Annotated in this window: 5 protein-coding genes; 3 read left to right on the top strand and 2 right to left on the bottom strand. The window is 68.5% G+C overall.

Features of this window, described 5'->3' with window-relative positions; translation table 11 throughout:
• The 3 genes from ENN83_RS13605 to ENN83_RS13595 all read left to right on the top strand — a co-directional run.
• The coding region (locus tag ENN83_RS13605; protein ID WP_349760134.1) for a DNA methyltransferase at positions 1-361 on the top strand (361 nt) is incomplete at its 5' end.
• Complete coding sequence (locus ENN83_RS13600; protein WP_287187799.1) at positions 361-1,344, top strand: DNA cytosine methyltransferase; 984 nt, start codon at positions 361-363, stop codon at positions 1,342-1,344. The genes ENN83_RS13605 and ENN83_RS13600, both read left to right, overlap by 1 nt.
• Entirely contained in the window at positions 1,341-1,565 is a 225-nt protein-coding gene (locus ENN83_RS13595; RefSeq protein WP_287187797.1) for a DUF7220 family protein, read from the top strand. Before ENN83_RS13600 ends, ENN83_RS13595 begins: the two co-directional genes overlap by 4 nt.
• Positions 1,566-1,619: 54 nt before the next feature.
• Here ENN83_RS13595 and ENN83_RS17010 read toward each other — a convergent pair whose 3' ends face one another.
• Together ENN83_RS17010 and ENN83_RS13585 are read right to left on the bottom strand one after the other, a co-directional pair.
• Positions 1,620-1,790: a DUF3489 domain-containing protein gene (locus ENN83_RS17010; protein WP_349760135.1), complete on the bottom strand. Its 171-nt coding sequence runs from the start codon at positions 1,788-1,790 to the stop codon at positions 1,620-1,622.
• Positions 1,791-2,333: 543 nt separating this feature from the next.
• Positions 2,334-2,642, bottom strand: coding sequence for a hypothetical protein (locus tag ENN83_RS13585; RefSeq protein WP_287187796.1), 309 nt, complete (start codon positions 2,640-2,642; stop codon positions 2,334-2,336).
• Between the last annotated feature and the right edge of the window lie 232 nt (positions 2,643-2,874).

The following is a 2,874-nucleotide window of genomic DNA, read 5'->3' as shown; positions in this document are numbered from 1 at the left end:
GCCGAAGGTCGCCGAGCAGACGCTGCCCTCGACCTGGGAGATGCCGTCCTTCGCAAAGGACGAGCGCCCCGACCACCCGACGCCCAAACCGCTCGACGCCTTCGGCATCCCGATGCGCCAGCACGTCGCCCGCGGCGGCCTCTGCTACGAGCCCTTCTCGGGTTCGGGTTCGCAGATCATGGCAGGCGAGGCCAACAGCCGGCGCGTCTTCGCGATGGAGATCAGCCCGGCCTATGTCGACGTCGCCGTCGAACGCTGGCAGGCCGAAACCGGCCGTGAGGCAATTCTCGATGGTGATGGCCGGACCTTCGCACAGGTGAGAACTGAGCGGCTGGGCGACACGGCCGATGCCGCTGCCTGATGGCCGTCTACTACAACGATGCCGATCCCGCGGCCTGCGCTTGGTTGCGGGAATTGATCGCGGCCGGGCATCTGCCTGCCGGCGAGGTGGACGAGCGGTCGATCCTCGAGGTCGAGCCCGCCGATCTGCGCGGCTTCGCACAATGCCATTTCTTCGCCGGCATCGGTGGCTGGCCCTACGCACTGCGCCTCGCGGGCGTGGAGAAAAGCCGGTCTGTCTGGACTGGTTCTCCGCCCTGCCAGCCGTTCAGCCAGGCCGGGCAACGCAAGGGACAAAACGATGATCGCCATCTCGCCCCGGCATTCCTGCGGCTCGTCGCCGCCTGCCGACCGGAGCTCGTTTTCGGAGAGCAGGTCGCGAGCGCGGCAGTGCTCGGACCGGTTAGCGGTGCAGCTCGAACGGCGGCTCACGGCCCGATTGGCTGGGCGTGGTTCGACGCTTTGGCGGCTGACCTGGAAGCGGCATCTTACGCCGTCGCGGCGGCCGATCTGCCGGCTGCGGGCATCGGCGCCCCGCACATCCGTCAGCGGCTGTTCTTCGGCGCCGCCGTCCTGGAGCCTGGCGGGCTGGGCGACTGCATCGGCGCGGGACCACAAGGACGGGTCGGAATGCCGGGCGGTGCCGATAAACGCGCTGCTGGGTCGGCAGGTCTGGCTCGCGGGCTGGCCGACGGCGATGGCGGGCTCGCCCGCGACGGAGCGCTACAACGCGGCCGGCAACACCGATGCCAGCCGCCGAACGGTGAAACTGCTGGATTGGTCGAAAGCGACGAGCCCGCCGGGACCGGCCCGGCTCACGGCGTCTGGAGCGATCCTGACTGGCTCCTCTGCCGGGACGGTCGCTGGCGGCCCGTTGAACCCGGAACATTCCCGCTGGCTGATGGGATACCCGGCCGGATGGGGCTGCTGCGGGGCTACGGCAATGCGATCGTGCCGCCGCTCGCGGCGGAGTTCGTGACTGCGTTTCTGGAGAGCCTGCGATGAAGCAGAGCCGGACCATGTCTATGGTCGAGGCCGCGACGAATGTCGTCGTCGGTTATGTCCTCGCCATCGTCACGCAGATCGTCGTGTTCCCGTGGTTCGGGATCGAGACGGGCCTCGCCGAGCACATGGCCATCGGCCTCGCCTTTGTCGGGGTGTCGCTGGCGCGCGGATACCTGCTGCGGCGGGTGTTCGAGGCGATCCGGGTCCGGAGCGCGGAATGAGACACCGCCGCCCGAGTAAGGGCGGCGGCCTTGGGGTTGTCGTCGCGCGCGATGTCAATCGCTTATGGCGTAGACCCGGCCCCTTCCGTCAACCTTTTCGGAGGTGATGGTCAGTCCGAGCTTCTTTTTCAGCGCGCCGGACATGGCGCCTCTCACTGTGTGAGCCTGCCATCCCGTGGCTTCGACGATCTCGTCGATGGTCGCGCCGCCCTCGGCGCGCAGCATCTCGATCAGGGCCTCCTGCTTGGTGCCCTTGCGGCGCTGGACCGGGGCTGGCGGCGTTTCCGCCGGCGGCATCTCATCCTGCCCGTCCGTGATCCCGAGGGTGCTGTAGGCGAGCGGGGTGGCGCGCAGGGTGATCGGGCCGCGCTCCTCGTCGTGGCGCCAGACCGTGTTGAGGTCGGTGGCAGCGACTTCCTCGATCAGGCCCTGCTTGAGAAGGCTCTTGCAGACATTGCCGACGGCGCCGCCCTTGAGGCTGGCGGTGACGGGGAAGATGGCTCCGTCCTCGCGCGCGCAGGCGGTGGCGGGCGTTCCCGGCGCGGACACGTTCATCGGCCGCTCCGTCCTCGCGCGCGCAGGCGGTGGACAGGATGACGGCTTGGGCGTCGGAAAGCTGGATCTGTGTCATGGGGTCGTCTCCGTATTCGGGCCCGCGACATGCGGCGCCTTCTACGACCCGTTCGCCCGAATTACGCGGCCCCACTGGGGCCACGGTTCGGGCTCACCGCGCAGGGCGCGCGGCGGGAGTTCCGGCAGTGCCGGAGATCAGCGGGCGTGTTCGCCCTCGCCGAAGGCGCTGTCGGTGATGCGCTTCAGGAGGCTCGCGTAGTGTTCGAGGGTGCCGACCATGGCCCAGCCCGCCTCGTCGGGGGCGCAGTTGAAATGGTCGTCGCTGAGCGCGTGCAGGCGCGCGAGCATCGCGTCGATCTCGGCTTTCTTGCCGATGAAGGCCGCGAGCGCGTTCGACCGGTTCCTCGAACCGGTGACGGAACCGGGCTCACCCTTGTTCCGGCGCGCCGTCTCGGCGCGGGCCTCAAAGCGTGGGGTGGTGATTGGGTTCAGGCGGGTTGTCATCGTGGTGGCTCCGGGTGAGTTGCATCGTCCTTGTGGGATGAACGTTCGCTCTGTCCGCGAGGCTTATCAACCGCATAAGCACATGATCTTGAATGATAATCGGAGCTGGCGATGCAGGGCATGAGCGAGCGCCAGTACGCCGCCCGTGTCGGGTTGTCGCGCGGCGCGATCCAGAAGGCGAAGGCTGCCGGCCGGCTCGTCCTGCACGCCGATGGCAGCATCGACGCTGCGG

The sequence above is a fragment of the Rhodovulum sp. genome (assembly GCF_011048875.1).
Lineage (GTDB): Bacteria > Pseudomonadota > Alphaproteobacteria > Rhodobacterales > Rhodobacteraceae > Rhodovulum > Rhodovulum tesquicola.
This window is presented reverse-complemented; position numbering and strand designations above follow the sequence as displayed.